The organism is Corallococcus exercitus (assembly GCF_042231735.1).
Classification (GTDB): domain Bacteria; phylum Myxococcota; class Myxococcia; order Myxococcales; family Myxococcaceae; genus Corallococcus; species Corallococcus exercitus_B.
In genome coordinates, this window is sequence record NZ_CP102577.1 from 5099366 (window position 1) to 5114738 (window position 15373).

A 15373-nucleotide genomic window follows, 5' to 3' on the forward strand; every position below is an offset into this window, starting at 1 on the left:
ACGTCAGTGGTGCGGCGGGGCCTTGGGGTACCCGTCGCCGAAGCGGTAGTGGGCCACCACCGGCTGGTGGTCCGAGGACTCGGTGGAGCGGTCCACCTCGAAGAGGACGGGGACCAGCGAGCGCGTCGCGTAGAAGTTGTCGAAGCGCTTGCCCGTGGCGTGCACCACGCCGTGGCTGTCCGGGTGCGAGGTGAGCGTGGCGCAGTCCGCGATGTCCTGCAGGCGCCACCACGCGGGGCTGTGCTTGGGAATCTGGCCGGAGCTCAGCTCCTGGCGGGCGTGGTGCGGCGTCGTCAGCGAGTGGTCCGCCAGCCGCACGCGCACCGTCGCCGCGTGGCACACCGTCTCCGGCAGCTCCTGCTCCATCACGTGCAGCTCGTGGCGCAGGCGCGGGTCCGCGATGTTGCCCACGCCGCGGTCCCCCACGGTGACGTTGTGCATGTCGTCGCCGTAGCGGAGCCGGAACTCCTCGATGGTGTCCGTGTCGTTGTCCTGCTTCGGGTGCAGCAGGTGCGCCACCAGCCACGAGCCTCCGCGCTTGATGGCGGTGTTGGCGTTGAAGTCGCCCAGCACGACGGCGGGGACGCCCTCGCGCCGGCGCAGCAGCGCGTTGAGCTGGCGCAGGTTGAGGGCGTTGATGGCCGGGTCTCCCAGCGCGTGGTGCAGGTTGTAGAGGTAGAGCGGGTGGCCCTCCACGTCCAGCTTCAGCCAGAGCACGCCGCGGTCCTCCACCAGCTCTCCCGCGTAGCCCTGGCGCGCGATGGCGTCGTTGCGCTCGGCGTCGGTGAGGACGTAGGTGAAGTGCGCGGCGTCCAGGATGGGATGGCGGCTGAGCCACGCCTTGCCGTTCACCAGCCGCGTGCCGTCATCGCCGTCGTTGCCCTGGTAGGCCAGGTGGAAGCCGAAGCGGGACGCGAGCAGCACCGCCATGGGGACGCCCGCCTCCTGCAGGCCGATGACGTCCGGCATGCGGTCCTGGGCCTCCAGCTGGGTGAAGTACTCCAGCAGCGCCTCCTGACGCTCGCCGCCCATGAGGATGTTGTAGCTCATCACCGTGAGGCCCGGTCCCCGGGGCGCGCGCGGCGAGGGGTGGTGCACGATGAAGGTGCGGCCGTCCCCCAGCCGGCGCTCGCTGGCGGGCAGCGGCACGGCGTGGAAGTCCGGCAGGGTGAGGGTGGGGTCACGTCTGGGCAAAACGTCCTCCTGCCCGCCCGGCTTGCGGCCGAGCAGGTGTCCCACGGCGGGCAGGTGCTCCAGCACTTCGGGCATCTTCATGACGCCCTCCCCTTGCTGGGGCGCCAGGTCCGCGGGGTGACATGAGCGAAGGGGAAGCGATGTCGGGCGTCATGCCGTCGCGCTGTGGATTCCACCGAGCCTCCATCAGAAGTCCTCCGCTCAAGTTCGTGGCGACAGGCCACGTCCGCCAGCGTCATGCAGGGGACGGGCGGCCGGCTGGATGGCTGCCCTGCGTGCGCCGGGCATGAAAGGGGGCGTCGGACGGTGCACATCCCTCCCGCGTGGAATCGCCCCGGCGGCGAGGCGCGGGTGGTTAGATGGAAGGGCGATGAAGGAACTCGATGACCTCCTGCGGGCCTGCGGGCGTGCCTCCGGTCCGGTGGTGCTGGCGACGGTGGTGGCGGTGTCCGGTTCGTCCTACCGGCGCCCGGGCGCCCGCATGCTGATGGGCGCGGACGGCTGGCTCGCGGGCGGGGTGAGCGGCGGGTGTCTGGAGGGTGACCTCGTGCGCAAGGCCTTCTTCTGGACGTCCGGGGGGCCGCGCGTGCTGCGCTACGACACCACCGGCGACAACGCGGAGGACGAGGGCGGCCTGTCGTTCGCGCTCGGCTGCAACGGCGTGGTGGACATCCTGCTGGAGCGCTGGGAGCCGGGCCCCGGAGACGCGCTCACCTTCGCGGCCGAGGCACGCAAGCAATCGCTGCGCGCGGTGGTGGCCACCGTGTACCGGGGGCCCGCGGACGCGGTGGGCCTGCGGCTGATGCTGCGCGAGGACGGCGTGTCGGCGGGGAGCCTCACCGGCGCGCTGCTCGAACCGGTGCGCGCGGCGGCGACGGAAGCGCTGGTGCGCGGCGTGCCCTGGAGCGGCGCGTGCGGGGGCGCGGAGGTGCTGGTGGAGGTGGTGGAGCCGGCACCGCAGGTGGTGGTGTTCGGCAGCGGCTTCGACGTCGCGCCCGTGGTGGCGCGCGCGCAGGGACTGGGGTGGCACCTCACGGTGGTGGCGGACCGGCCCGTGGAGCTCTTGCGCCGCAGGTTCCCGCAGGCCCAGGCGCACGTCGCGTCCCGGGCCACCGAGGTGCTGGAGAAGGTGCCGCTGTCCGCGCGCAGCGTGGTGCTGGTGATGACGCACAGCCTGCCGCAGGACCGGGAGCTGCTGGAGCGGCTGGTGCCGCTGCCGGTGCGCTACCTGGGGGTGCTCGGGCCCCGCGCGAGGACGGAGCGCATCTTGCGGGAGCTGGCGCGCACGCCCACGGCGGCGCAGCTGGAGAAGCTGCACGCGCCCATGGGGTTGGACCTGGGCGCGGAGGGCGCGGATGAGATTGCGCTGTCCATCATCGCGGAGGTGCAGGCGGTGCTCGCCGGACGCGACGGCGGACGGCTGCGCGAGCGGCAGGCCCCCATCCACACGGATGCCGCGGCGCCGGAGCGCAGGTCGGCGTGACGGCATGCGCGGCTGACGCGGCGCCGGTTCGCATGCGGAGGCGCGCATGACCGTGGCCGTGGTGGTGCTCGCCGCTGGCGGTTCGTCACGGCTGGGGCAGCCCAAGCAGCTGCTTCGCCATGAGGGCACGTCGCTGGTGCGGCGCGCGGCGCTGCATGCCCTGGCCGCGAGCCCGGTGGTGGTCGTCGTGCTCGGTGCGCGCCGTGAGGACGTCGCCGCGGAGCTGGCCGGGCTCGCCGTGCGGTGCGTGGACAATCCGGACTGGGCGCTGGGTCAGGGCTCCTCGCTGCACGCGGGCCTGCGCGCCCTTCCCCCGGACGTGGACGGCGCCGTCCTGATGCTCTGCGACCAGCTCCGCGTGGACGCGGGCCACCTGCGCTCGCTCCTCTCCACGTTCGAGCACACGCACGCGCCCATCGTCGCTTCCGCCTACGCGGGCACCCGGGGCGTCCCTGCCCTCTTCTCCCGCACCCTCTTCCCCGAGCTGGAGGCCCTTCCTCCCTCGGACGGCGCGCGCAAGCTCATCGCCCGGGACCCTTCGCGCGTCGTGGAGGTTCCGCTGCCCGGCGGCGAAGAGGACGTGGACACCGCCGAGGACGCCCTGCGCCTCACGCGCCCCGGACGCGGTGGGTGATGCCTTCGGGCCCGGCCACCACCAGGTCGGTGGTCAGGTTCAGGAACAGGCCGTGCGCCATCACCCCGGCGCGGGACTCCAGCTTCGCGGCCAGCGCCGCCGGGTCGCCAATGGGACCGAAGTCACAGTCCAGCACCACGTTGCCCTGATCCGTATGGAACGGCGCCCCGTCCAGCGCGAGCCGCACCACCACGCGCGCGCCCAGCGACTCCAGGAACAGCGCCTGCGAACGCCAGCCGAAGGGCAGCACCTCCACCGGCACCGGCCACTTCGTGCCCAGCCGGGGCGACAGCTTGGGCGCGTCCACGATGATGATCTCCCGGCGGCTGGCCTGCGCCACCACCTTCTCGCGAAGGAGCGCCCCACCGCCGCCCTTGATGAGCGACAGGTCCGGCGCCACCTCGTCCGCGCCGTCGATGGTGAGGTCCACCACCGGGTGCACGTCCAGCGTGGTGAGCGGCACGCCCAGCGACGTGGCCAGGGCCTCGGTCGCGCGCGACGTGGGGACGCCCACCACGTCCTTCAGCGTCCCGGCGGAGAGCAGCGCGCCCAGCCGCCGCACCGCGTGCGCGGCCGTGCTGCCCGTGCCCAGCCCCACCACCATGCCCGACTGGATGAAGTCCACCGCGCGCTCCGCCGCCGCGCGCTTGAAGGAAGCCGAAACACTCTCGTCGGAAGTCATGCGGTGCCCATGCCCAAGGAAGGGGTCTGGCTCAGTGCGGCGCCCCAGGATGCCCGGAGTCGGACGGGGGCGTACGCCGCGCTTCCTTCCCCGGCGTCGCGAGTGGACCCGCCAACAGTGCCTCGTCCACGTTCCCCAGTCCGGAAGGCAGGGCCCTCGCGAGGCGCTGCTCGCGCCGCCACGTCTTGCGACGCTCGCGCTGCACCTCCGTGAGCAACACCTGCCCCGCCGCCGCCGCCGGCACCGCGAGGATGACCCCCAGGAGCCCCGCGACCGAGCCGCCCACCAGGGCCACCAGGGAGATGAGCAGCGGGTTCATCTTGATGGCGCGCCGCTGCACCAGCGGGCTCAGCAGGTGGGACTCGATCTGCTGGTAGACCATGAACACCGCCAGCGCGATGAGCGCGCGCTTCGAGCCCACCGACGCCAGCGTCGTGACGGTCACCAGCAGCGCGGTGATGACGCTGCCGATGTACGGGATGAGCCCCAGCACCATCGCCACCAGGCCCAGCGGCAGGAAGAACGGCACGCCCAGCACCAGGGCCATGCCGGCCGTGAAGGCACCGCCCACGCTGACGATGAGCAGCGTGCCGACGAGGTAGTTGCCCACCGCCTCGCGCATCCGGCCCACCACGCGGCGCACGCGGGGACGGCTGCGGGGACGCACCCAGCCCAGGATGCTCGCGTAGAGGTCGTGTCCGAACAGCAGGCCGAACACCGCCAGCGCCAGCACGGTGATGCCCGCGCCCATCAACTCCACCGTGGACGACAGCACGGTGATGAGCGGCTTGGCCAGCACGCCGGGCTCCATGTCGAACGCGTCCTGCGGCCGCGACAGCACGCCGAAGTGCTCATCCAGCTTCCGCATCCACGGCGCCTGGGTGAGCTCCGCCAGGAAGCCCGGCGCCGCGTGCACCAGGTTCTCCAGCTGCTCCACCAGCAGCGGCACCAGCGTGAGGATGAGCAGGCCGGTGACCCCCAGCAGCGCCAGCGCGATGAGCGCCACGCCCAGCCCCCGGCGCAGGCCCCATGACTGCAAGCGCCGCACGACGGGCTCCGCCGCGAGCCCCAGGAGCAACGCCACCGCCAGCAGGGTGAGCACGGGCCCCAGCCGCTGGAGGGCCGTGCCCAGCAGCACGAGCAACACCACCTGGACCCCGACCGACCACACCGTCCGGGGTGGCACGTAGACGGGAAGCCCCTTGCGCGAAGCCTTCATGCTCCCAAGGTAGGGAGTGCACCCCAGGCAAGCGATGGGCCCCCGGAGGCGGTCCCCGGGATGTCAGGTGCGGAACGCCGCCCGCGCGGAGGGCAGGCGGCCAGGCAGGCGTCGGGCGGCTACCAGGAGTCGCTGCCGCCACCGCCGCCGGACGACCCGCCGCCACCGCTCCAGTCCGAAGAAGACGAACTGGAGGAATCACTGCTGGAGGACGACGACCAGTCGGAACCCGACGACGAGCCGACGCTCCAGCCCCACGAGGAGCTCTCGCTCGAGCTGGAGGTGGACGCCCAATCCCCCAGGGGCCGTTCCTTCCGGAGCCACCGGTAGAGCATCAACCCGATGAACAGGAATGGGAGGGCGGCGGGGAACGTGAAGAGAGGGACCACCACGATCGACCAGAAGAAATCCGACAGGTCGAGAAGGGGCGTGTGTGACCAGAACTGGCCGACCAGGGCGCTCCACACGGGGAGGATGAGCAGCAGCAGGCCCCAGATGGTCTGCTTCCGCTGGAGCAGGCTCCACCCCCAGAAGAACAGGCCCACCAGCACGCCATACGCGACGAGGATGAACACCGGGGACCGGGGGCCGGACCAGCCGATGGCGACGAACATGGCGACCGGCAGCAGCAGCACCATCGCCGCCAGCACGGAGTTCTTCGCGTCCCGGAGGCCCGAGCCCTGGAGCTGGAGCAGCAGCCGCGCCACCACCCACGCCGTCACGAACAGGGCCATGACGAACCTGCGCGACTCGACCGGTGTCCAGGTCGTTGGCGCGGCGCTGGGGCTCGGGAGGTCCTCCGGGGACACCTGTTCGTGCACGCCCGCGATGATGGCGAGCAGCGCGGGTCCGAACCGGCCCTCGCGCAGCAGCGGGCCCTGCGCGTGCAGCAGGTCGGTGGCCTCGCCATCCGTCAGCGACGACTCCAGCCCGTAGCCCACCTCCAGCCGCGAGCGCCGGTCCCCGCGCGCGATGACGAGCAGCAGGCCATTGTCCCGGCCCGCCTCCCCGCCCTTCCATTCACGGAAGACCTCCTCCGCGTAGTCCTCGATGGACTGGCCGTCGGTGGTGTCCACGAGCAGCACCGCCATCTGCACCTGCTTCTGGGCGCGCAGGTCCACCAGGGCCCGGGAGACGACTTCCGTCTCTTGCGGCGTCAACATGCCCCGCGGATCCGTCACCGGACGGGTGATGGACGGCACGGCGGCCAGGGCCAGCGCGGGCAGCAGCAGCGTCAGGAGGACTGTCTTCACCATGAGGCAACCTCCGGGGACAACGGCAGCGCTGGAGGCAGGCCGGTCAGGCGCACCACCCAGCTCGTGGGGAAGGAGGCCGCCGAGGCGTTGTACGCCGCGGCCCGTTCGTCGTAGCGGCGCTGCTCCACCGTCACGCGGTTGTCCGCGCCCGCCACCTCCGCGTCGCGGTTCAGACCGGGCGTCAGTTGATCCCATCGCGCACGCAGGGCCTCACGGCGCTCCATCACGTTGCGCACCTGCGCCCGCTTCTGGGCCACCTCCGCCAGCGTGGTGGCGAGGCCGTTGCGCACGACGAGCCCGGACACGGCCAGCACGCCCGCGAGCACCGCGCCCGCCCACGCTCCCTGCCGCAGCCTCGCGCGGCGCTGACGCGACAGCCGCTCCCGGGCCTGGGCCTCGCGGGCCTGCTCCTCGCGGCGGCGGGCCAGCGCCTCCAGCGCCTGGTCCACGTAGCGCGCGGGGATGTCCAGCTCCTCGCCGATTCTCCGCAGGTCGTCCGGCGTGAGCGTGTCCGGCGCGGCGTCCTTCTGCATCAGCCGCGTGGCGGTGGCGATGAGCTCGTTGACGTCATCGTAGGCCACCGTGCCAGGGGCCTGTCGCGTGCGTGTCACGTCACCCATGAGCCCAGCCCCCTCGCGCTTCGGCCCGGTCCCACCCGGATCCGGGCCCGACGATAGGTCATTCCGTCCCGGGTCCGATAATGGCCTCCCGCGAGCGTGGCGCCCCTCCAGCGCTCCGGGCAGACTGCCGCGCCCATGGACAAGCCCCAGACAATGCGGTCGTTCGTGAAGCTGCTGGTGACGGATGCAGAGGCCTCCGTGCGCTTCTATGAGGGCCTCGGCTTCGAACGCATCGCGTCGGAACCTCCCATCCTCCGCCTCCAGTGGGGTGGCGAGTCGGACGTGTACCTCGTGAGCCACCCTTCAAGCCTGAAGCTGGAGGGGCGAAAAGGCATGGGCGTGCTCGTGGGCTTCCGCGCGGGGTCGGACGGCGTGGACGCGGTGGCCGCGAAGGCGGCGGCGCTGGGCGCGACGGTGGAAGGGCCGGCCACGCAGCCCTGGTACACCCGCGAAATCGTCGTCACGGACCCGGACGGCTACCGGCTCAACTTCATCGAGCCCGCCTGAGTGAGGCCCGGCGGCCTCTTTCGCTCCGCGCCCCGGTCCCTTAAGGGGCGTGGAACGAACGATGGACTCGACGCCGCTGCGCGGACCCGGGGACGCCGCCCCGCCACTTGATTGCCCCAGCGGCTTGCGCCAGCCTGTCGCGGCCTCCGTGAGCACGCCCCGCTACTTCGTTCCCCACGCCGCCAGCCCGGTCGAGTCCGTGCCGTGCGATGCCTCGGAGGTCGTCCACGTCCTGGACGCGTTCCGGCTGGAGCCCGCGTACCTCGGCGAGCCCGAGTGGTTCGTCTGCACCGACGTCGTGGGCCAGCTCCAGCTCATCCCCGGCAGCGAGCGCGCGCGGCTGCCCGCGTCCGTGCAGGCGCAGCTGACGCACCACGAGGTCGCCTCCGGCCGGCCTCCGCGCCGCCTGGCCGCGACGGAGCTGTTCTTCTTCTCCCCGGAGCTGGTGGAGCACCCCGCGGACGCGGACGGCTTCAACGACCCCGTCTACCTCTACGGCACGCTCACGGGCCCGTGGCCGGGCAACGCCGTCACGCGCGTGAACGGGCAGCTCACGGTGACCCGCGGCGATGTGCTCGCGGGCTTCGCGCACGGCGCGCAGGACGCCTTCCACTACGTGAAGGACGCGGAGAGCCGCGACGTGCCCCGCGCGTACCACGCGCTGCTGCCGGGCGACCGCGCGGATCAGCTCGCGCAGGGACGCGGGCTCGTCCTCACGTACCCGGCGGTACCCGCGGAATTGCAGGCCCACCACGCGGCCAACGGCGCGCAGGTCGCCAGCGTGCTGCACGCGGTGCTCACCCAGCTGCAGGCGGATGCCCGCGCGCACCAGGGCCCGAAGGAGCTGGCCGTGCTGGACCTGCCCGCCGCGAGCCGCGCCATGGCCATTGCCGACCTGGAGCTGCGCGGCTACGAGGTGAAGGGCGACATCGCCACGCCGCGCCCCACGAAGGGCGGGCTGGTGGGGAAGCTCACCGGCTGGCTCCAGGACGAAGCCGTGCGCGTGCCCCGTGAGGCGCCGCCGCCGGAGTTCCTGGAGCTCGCGCGCCGCGTCCTGCCGCTCTTGCCCGGCTGGCCCACGGAGACGGAGCGCGCGCTGCGAGCCCACGTGCTCGCGGGCACGCTGTCCCCGGGCACGCCGGTGACGCGCAACACGGTGCCCCGCGCGCCCACGCCGCCCGCGGCCATCCCGCCGCGCCTGCCCACGCCGCCCGTGCGCTCCAGCGACTGGATGCAGGACTTCATCGGCGCGCACGGCAAGCCGGGCGGCGCGAAGCCGCGCCTCACGAATCTGCAACCGAAGCCCGCGCCCAGGCCGGCCCCTAAGCCCCCTGCGTCGAAGGCGGCATCCAACGCTTCATGGCAGGCGGACTTCGGCCCGGCGTCGGCCGCGCCCGCCCGTCCGGCCACCAGGCAGCAGGAGAAGGCGCCCGCCCCGCCCGGCAAGAAGCCGGACTGGATGAGCGACTTCGAGGACTGACCCCGCCCTATTTGCGGTGCTCGCACTCCGGGCGATAGCGTTTTCACCCTCCAGAAAGGCAGACCATGGGACACGAGAAGCCGATCGAGCCGTTTTCGGACCTGCACCGCGAAGGGGACCGCGTGCGCGCGGTGCTGCTGCACGACCCCACGGTGGAAGGCCTGGACATGGCCATCTACATGGACGCGTCCGGCAGCATGAAGGAGGAGTACGCCTACAAGGCGCAGCAGCGCTCGTTCCTGGAGTGGCTGCGCGGCGCGCCGATGAAGGAGGCCTCCAACGACGTGGAGCCGCAGGTGCGGTGGATGCTGGAGTACCTGGCCACCAAGGACCGCAACGGCCTGTTGCGCGTGGCCTACTGGGCCTGTGGCACCAACGGCCGCCAGGTGGAGGTCGTGGGTGAGCTCAAGGGCACCGACGTGAAGCAGTACAAGTTCCCCGGCGCGAAGCAGCTGGGCGGCTTCACGTACCTGGAGCCCGCGCTGCGCGACTACGTGAAGTACCTGGAGGAGCAGGTGAAGGTGGGCGCCAGGCGCGGCTGCGCCATCATCGTCACCGACGGCCGCCTCCACGACGCGGAAGCGGTGGAGAAGTTCTCCGAGGAGGTGGCGAAGAAGATCGCCGCCGGGCGCCTGCCGCGCCTCAACTTCGTGCTGGTGGGCGTGGGCGACGACATCGACGAGGAGCAGCTGGAGCACATCGCCCACGCGGAGTTCCCGGGCGTGGGGCACCTGTGGTGCCACCGCATCGCGAAGGAGATCACCCAGGTCGCGGAGCTGGTCGCCGTGCTGGTGGACGAGAACATGACCGTCGCCGCCGGCGGCACCATCTACGACGACAAGGGCAAGGTGCTGAAGACGTACGAGGGCCGCCTGCCCGCGGTGCTGGAGTTCGACGTGCCGGAAGAGGCCAAGAGCTTCACGCTGGAGGTCAACGGCCAGCGCTACACCCAGCCGCTCCCCGACGAAGAGCACCACGACGAGGACGAAGACGAGGACCACCACTGATGGCCGGCCACGAAGTCATCAACCGCCCCTTCTCCGACGTCCACCGGATGGGCAACAAGGTCGTCGCGACGCTCTTGCACGACCCCACCGTGGAGGGCCTGGACGTGGCCCTCTACATGGACGGCTCCGCGAGCATGGAGAACGCGTACGGGCCTCGCGGCATCCTGGCGAAGCTCGCCCCGGTGAAGAACCAGGTCGAGCCGCAGATGCAGTGGATGCTGGAGTACCTGGCCAACAAGGACCGGGACGGCAAGGTGCGCGTCACCTACTGGGCCTGCGGTGACGGCACCCAGCTGGAGATGGTGGGCGACCTCACCGGCCCGCAGGCCAAGGGCTACCGCTTCCCCGGGCCGCGCTCCTACGGCAAGGCCACGGTGATGCTGCCGGTGCTGCGCGACTTCGTGGCGCACATCAAGCAGCAGGTGGGCGAAGGCGCCAAGCGGGGCCTGGCCGTCATCATCACGGACTCGCAGATCAACGACGCCCACGACGTGACGGCCTACGCCACGCAGGTGGCCAAGGAGATCGCCTCCGGACGGCTGCCGCGCATCAACTTCGTCTTCATGGGCGTGGGTGAGCACGTGGACGAGGAGCAGATGGAGGAGATCTCCCACACCACCTATCCGGGCGTGGGCCACCTCTGGTGCCACCGCCACGCGGACCGCATGGAGGAGATGGCGGAGCTCGTCGCCGTGCTGGTGGACGAGACCATGACCGTCGCCGCCGGCGGCACCGTCTACGACGAGAAGGGCACGGTGCTGAAGGTCTACGAGGGCCGCCTGCCCGCGGTGCTGGAGTTCGACATCCCCCCGGAGTGCAAGCGCTTCACGCTGGAGGTCGCCGGCCAGCGCTTCGACCAGCCCGTCCCGGAAGAGCACGAGGACGAGGACCACCACGACGAGGACGAGGACGAGAAGCCCCAGGCCGCGCCGCCTCCGGCCGCCGCGTCCTCGCATTCACGCCGCGGACACCGCCACTAGGGCGACAGGAAGAACAGCCATGTCGGAGCAGAAGAAGAGCGGGTCGCGGTTCGGTTCGTTGAACATCAAGGGCCTCAAGGAGGCGCAGCCCGCCGGCAACGCCGTGCAGCGCCACGTCCACGGCCCGGGGTGCAACCACGACCACGGGCATGACCACCACGGCCACGACCATCACGGCCATGACCACGGGCACGCGCATGCGCACGGCGAGCCCCACGTGCACGGCCCCTCCTGCTCCCATGGCCATGACCACGGGCATGACCACCATGGGCATGCCCACTCCCAGCGCGTCATCCGTCCGCCGGCGCACCGTCCGGCGGAAGGGGGCGGCGTCGCGCTCCAGCTGGATTTGGAGGGCACGCTGCCGGGAGAGACGGACGACCAGGGCCGCTTCGCGCGGCTGGAGGCGGCCCTGGAGTCACAGCACGGCATCACCGACGTGCACCTGCGCCGTGACGCGGGCCACGCGGAGGTGTGCATCCACTACCAGCCGTCGCTGGTGAGCGTCTCCCAGTTGCTGACGCTCGCCCGGAAGACGGGGGCGCAGGTGGCCGCGCGATACCTGCACCACACCTGGTTCGTGCGCGGGATGGACTCCGCGGACGCGGCCCAGGTCATCGAGCACGCCGTCTCCCGGATGAAGGGCGTGCTCACCGCCAGCGTCGCCTACGCGAGCGAGCGCCTGGTCATCGAATACGACAAGGAGGCCCTGAAGCTCCCGGACGTGGAGGCCCGGGTGAAGGCGCTCGGGTACGGGCTGGAAGTGCCCATGGCGGGGCACGCCTGTTCGCACCACGCGCACGGCGGCGGCCTGGCGCCGCTGCTGGAGCTGCCCCTGGTGGTCGCCTCCGGCGTGCTGCTGGCGGCGGGCTTCGTGGTGGAGCACTTCGCGCTGGCGCCGCCGCTGGTGGCCACGGTGCTCTGGGCGCTGTCCATGGCGAGCGGCGGCTTCTTCGCCATCCGGGGCTCGGTGCAGTCCATCGCCCAGCTGCGCATCGACATCGAGACGATGATGGTCGTCGCGGCGGTGGGCGCGGCGGTGCTGGGCGCGTGGTTCGAGGGCGCGTTCCTGCTCTTCCTCTTCAGCGCGGGCCATGCGCTGGAGCACCGGGCCATGGACAAGGCGCGCCGCTCCATCGAAGCGCTGAGCCAGCTGCGCCCGGAGGTGGCGCGCGTGCGCCGGGGCTCGGAGGTGGTGGAGGTGCCGGTGGCGGACGTGGCGCGCGGCGAGCGCATCGTCGTGCGCCCGGGTGACCGCGTCCCGCTGGACGGCATCATCCGCGAGGGCAAGAGCTCCCTGGACCAGGCGGCCATCACCGGCGAGTCCATGCCGGTGGCGCGCAAGCCGGGCGACGAGGTGTTCTCCGGCACCATCAACTGCGAGGCGGCGCTGGAGGTGGAGGTCACCCGCCTGTCGTCGGAGTCCGTGCTGGCGCGCGTGGTGGACATGGTGGCGCAGGCGGAGGCGCAGAAGGGCAAGCGGCAGCGCTTCGCCCAGCGCCTGGAGCGCACCGTGGCGCCGCTCGTCATGGCGGCGGCGCTGGTGTTCCCGGTGGTGCTGGTGCTGACGGGCACGCCGCTGAAGGAAGCGGTGCTGCGCGCGGTGGGGCTGCTCGTGGCCGCGTCGCCGTGCGCGCTCGCCATCTCCACGCCGTCCGCCGTGCTCTCCGCGGTGGCGTCGGCCGCGCGCGGCGGCGTGCTCATCAAGGGCGGCATCTACCTGGAGCTCTTGAGCGGCATCCGCGCCATCGCCTTCGACAAGACGGGCACGCTCACCGTGGGCCGCCCCCGGCTGCTCACGACGTGGGCCGCGCCGGGCGTGACGCGCGAGGAGCTGCTGGGCACCGCGGCGGGCGTGGAGGCGCTGTCCGCGCACCCGCTGGCCAAGGCAGTGGTGGACGGCGCCGCCGAGGCGCGCGTCACCGTCCCCGTGGGCCGCGACCTGGAGGCCATCCACGGCCAGGGCATCCGCGCGAAGGTGGGCGACGACGCGGTGGAGGTGGGCAGCACGGCCCTCTTCGCGGGCGAGCCCCTTCCCCCGGAGGTCACCGCCGAGGTGACGCGGCTGGAGGAGGCGGGCCAGACGACGATGGTGGTGCGCCGCGCGGGCCGCTACCTGGGCGTGCTGGGCGTGGCGGACACGCTGCGCGGCGGCGCGCGGCAGGTGGTGCAGGCACTCAAGGCGGGCGGCATCGAGCGCACGGTGATGCTGTCCGGCGACAACGCGCTCGTGGCCCGCTCCATCGCGCAGCAGGTGGGCCTGGACGAGGCGAAGGCGCCGCTGATGCCCGCGGACAAGGTGACGGCGGTGAAGGACCTGGGCCGCACGCACCCGGTGGCCATGGTGGGCGACGGCGTCAACGACGCGCCCGCGCTGGCCGCCGCCGCGGTGGGCGTGGCCATGGGCGGCGCCGGCAGCGACGCGGCGCTGGAGACGGCGGACGTGGTGCTGATGAGCGACGACCTGGCGAAGCTGCCCTTCGCGCTGGAGCTGTCCCGGCGCGCCACCGCCGTGATGAAGCAGAACCTGGTCATCGCCCTGGGCGTGAGCGCGGTGCTCGTCGTCGCCGCCGTGCTGGGCCTCACGCGCATCAGCCAGGCGGTGGTGCTCCACGAGGGCAGCACGCTGCTCGTCGTGTTCAACGGCCTGCGGCTGCTCGCCTTCCGGCCGAAGGCGCCCGCCTCGCCGCCCCAGCCCGCCACGGGCCCGCAGCCCGCCGCCGGTTAGGCCGTACGCGTCATGCTTGGGATGGCAACTTCCCCCACGCCCGGAGGGGGAAGCGCACGCGCGATGTCTCGCCTTGCGGCCTGCATGACTTGAACTGGATGCATGCAGCGCGTCGTGAGCAGGGTGTCACGGGCGGCGCGGGTTGGACATGGCATGGTGGCCACCATGCCTGTCAGCGTCTTCGACCTCTTCAAGATTGGGATTGGACCCTCCAGCTCGCACACGGTGGGGCCCATGCGGGCGGCCCGCACGTTCGTGGTGGGGCTGTCGGACGCGGGGCTCCTGGAGCGCGTGACGCGGCTCAAGGTGGAGCTGTTCGGTTCGCTGGGCGCGACGGGCAAGGGGCACGGCAGCGACAAGGCGGTGCTGCTGGGCCTGCGCGGCGACACGCCCGAGGACGTGGACGTGGAGCTGGTGCCGTCCATCGTCGCGCACTGGCGCGCGGAGGGGCGCGTGTCGCTGCTCCAGCGGCTGGTGCTCCCCTTCCGGGACGGCGAGCACCTGGTGATGCACAAGCGCAAGGTGCTGCCCTACCACCCCAACGGCATGCGCTTCAGCGCCTTCGACGAGGGCGGGGAATCGCTCGCCTGCCGCATCTACTATTCGGTGGGTGGCGGCTTCGTGGTGGACGAGCAGGCGACGGCGGGCGCGGATCCGCTGCGCGCGGAGAGCGCGTCCGTGCCCCTGCCCTTCAAGTCCGCGGCGGAGCTGCTGGAGCATTGTGAGCGGGAGCGGCTGCCCATCAGCTCGGTGATGCTGCGCAACGAGCTGGCGACGCGCAGCGAGGAGGAGATCCGCGCGGGGCTCCTGCGAATCTGGACGGTGATGCAGGCGTGCGTGACGCGCGGCTGCACCACGAGCGGCATCCTGCCCGGCGGCCTGAAGGTGGAGCGGCGCGCGGCGGCGATGTACCAGCGGCTCCTCAGCCGGCCGGAAGCCGGGCTCACCAACCCGCTGACGGTGCTGGACTGGGTGAACCTGTACGCGCTCGCGGTGAACGAGGAGAACGCGGCGGGCGGGCGCGTCGTCACCGCGCCCACCAACGGCGCGGCGGGCATCATCCCGGCGGTGCTGCACTACTACTGGCGCTTCGTGCCGGGGGCGAACGCGGACGGCGTGGTGCGCTTCCTCCTCACGGCGGGCGCCATTGGGGCGCTCTACAAGGAGAACGCGTCCATCAGCGGCGCGGAGGTGGGCTGCCAGGGCGAGGTGGGCAGCGCGTGCTCGATGGCGGCGGGGGGGCTCGCGGAGGTGCTGGGCGGCACGCCGTTGCAGGTGGAGAACGCGGCGGAGATCGCCATGGAGCACAACCTGGGGCTCACCTGCGACCCGATTGGCGGGCTGGTGCAGGTGCCCTGCATCGAGCGCAACGCGATGGCGTCCGTGAAGGCCATCAACGCCGTGCGCATGGCGCTGTCCGGCGACGGGCGGCACTTCGTGAGCCTGGACAAGGTCATCAAGACGATGCGCGACACCGGCCGCGACATGAAGGACAAGTACAAGGAGACCGCGCGCGGCGGCCTCGCGGTCAACGTCCTGGAGGTCGCGAACCTCAGCGTCGGCCTGCCGGAGTGCTGAGACCT

13 protein-coding genes are annotated in these 15373 nt (G+C 72.1%); 8 read left to right on the forward strand and 5 right to left on the reverse strand.

The genetic code is table 11. The features are described from left to right. Window positions 1–3: 3 nt before the first annotated feature. Window positions 4–1275 carry an endonuclease/exonuclease/phosphatase family protein gene (locus NR792_RS19870; protein WP_375754228.1) on the reverse strand — a complete coding sequence of 424 codons (1272 nt, stop codon included), beginning with the start codon at window positions 1273–1275 and terminating at the stop codon, window positions 4–6. Between the two features lie 289 nt (window positions 1276–1564). On the opposite strand from NR792_RS19870, the gene NR792_RS19875 reads away from it, so the two are divergent. Together NR792_RS19875 and NR792_RS19880 are read left to right on the forward strand one after the other, a co-directional pair. Then, window positions 1565–2677 carry an XdhC family protein gene (locus NR792_RS19875; RefSeq protein ID WP_375754229.1) on the forward strand — a complete coding sequence of 371 codons (1113 nt, stop codon included), beginning with the start codon at window positions 1565–1567 and terminating at the stop codon, window positions 2675–2677. A gap of 46 nt (window positions 2678–2723) precedes the next feature. Then, entirely contained in the window at window positions 2724–3311 is a 588-nt protein-coding gene (locus tag NR792_RS19880) for an NTP transferase domain-containing protein (RefSeq protein WP_375754230.1), read from the forward strand. Here NR792_RS19880 and rpiA read toward each other — a convergent pair. From rpiA to NR792_RS19900, 4 genes are all read right to left on the reverse strand, one after another. Beyond that, window positions 3286–3993, reverse strand: a complete 708-nt coding sequence (gene rpiA, locus NR792_RS19885) for a ribose-5-phosphate isomerase RpiA (protein ID WP_375754231.1) — start codon at window positions 3991–3993, stop codon at window positions 3286–3288. The genes NR792_RS19880 and rpiA overlap by 26 nt on opposite strands. A gap of 31 nt (window positions 3994–4024) precedes the next feature. Then, window positions 4025–5212 carry an AI-2E family transporter gene (locus NR792_RS19890; protein WP_375754232.1) on the reverse strand — a complete coding sequence of 396 codons (1188 nt, stop codon included), beginning with the start codon at window positions 5210–5212 and terminating at the stop codon, window positions 4025–4027. Between the two features lie 119 nt (window positions 5213–5331). Further along, window positions 5332–6468, reverse strand: a complete 1137-nt coding sequence (locus NR792_RS19895; RefSeq protein ID WP_375754233.1) for a TPM domain-containing protein — start codon at window positions 6466–6468, stop codon at window positions 5332–5334. Further along, a complete protein-coding gene (locus NR792_RS19900; RefSeq protein WP_375754234.1) occupies window positions 6462–7088 on the reverse strand; it encodes a hypothetical protein in 627 nt (208 codons plus the stop codon). Before NR792_RS19900 ends, NR792_RS19895 begins: the two co-directional genes overlap by 7 nt. Window positions 7089–7241: 153 nt before the next feature. Here NR792_RS19900 and NR792_RS19905 point away from each other — a divergent pair, with 153 nt between their 5' ends. From NR792_RS19905 to NR792_RS19930, 6 genes are all read left to right on the forward strand, one after another. After that, entirely contained in the window at window positions 7242–7595 is a 354-nt protein-coding gene (locus NR792_RS19905; protein ID WP_375754235.1) for a VOC family protein, read from the forward strand. A 124-nt stretch (window positions 7596–7719) separates the two neighbouring features. After that, a complete protein-coding gene (locus tag NR792_RS19910) occupies window positions 7720–9075 on the forward strand; it encodes a hypothetical protein (RefSeq protein ID WP_375754236.1) in 1356 nt (451 codons plus the stop codon). A gap of 65 nt (window positions 9076–9140) precedes the next feature. Then, window positions 9141–10082 (forward strand): vWA domain-containing protein, encoded by a 942-nt coding sequence (locus NR792_RS19915; protein WP_375754237.1) that lies wholly within the window; start codon window positions 9141–9143, stop codon window positions 10080–10082. Beyond that, complete coding sequence (locus NR792_RS19920) at window positions 10082–11062, forward strand: VWA domain-containing protein (protein WP_375754238.1); 981 nt, start codon at window positions 10082–10084, stop codon at window positions 11060–11062. Before NR792_RS19915 ends, NR792_RS19920 begins: the two co-directional genes overlap by 1 nt. Window positions 11063–11081: 19 nt before the next feature. After that, window positions 11082–13790: a heavy metal translocating P-type ATPase gene (locus NR792_RS19925; protein WP_375754239.1), complete on the forward strand. Its 2709-nt coding sequence runs from the start codon at window positions 11082–11084 to the stop codon at window positions 13788–13790. A gap of 165 nt (window positions 13791–13955) precedes the next feature. After that, window positions 13956–15368 carry an L-serine ammonia-lyase gene (locus tag NR792_RS19930; protein WP_375754240.1) on the forward strand — a complete coding sequence of 471 codons (1413 nt, stop codon included), beginning with the start codon at window positions 13956–13958 and terminating at the stop codon, window positions 15366–15368. Window positions 15369–15373: the final 5 nt, after the last annotated feature.